The 287-nt window shown below is 77.4% G+C and carries 1 protein-coding gene; it reads right to left on the bottom strand.

Features of this window, described 5'->3' with window-relative positions:
- Positions 1–287, bottom strand: a 287-nt coding sequence (mraW, locus tag ACLBYB_RS33340; RefSeq protein WP_447701442.1) for a 16S rRNA (cytosine(1402)-N(4))-methyltransferase, incomplete at both ends; no start/stop codon positions are given.

Raw genomic sequence — 287 nt, 5'->3', positions numbered from 1 at the left:
AGGTCGCCGAAGCGGCCGGAGAGGAGGCGCAGGCGCCCGCCGGACTCCGCGACGAGCGCCTGTCCGCCCGCGATGGCCGTGGGGTCACGATCGATCGCGGCGACCTGCAGGGCCGGATCCGCCGCGAGGAGCGCGCGGGTGTAGCCGCCGGCACCGAACGTGCCGTCGACCGCGATCCCGCCCGCGGTGCCGAGCGTGTCGACGACTTCCGGGAGGAGGACGGGGACGTGCGGCTCAGCCGCCGCATCGCCGCCGCCGTGGCGGGGCGAACTCTCGGGGGAGGAGCG

Source organism: Methylobacterium sp. D54C (assembly GCF_053345595.1).
The sequence above is the reverse complement of the archived record's forward strand: the minus strand, read 5'-3'. Positions and strand labels throughout refer to the sequence as shown.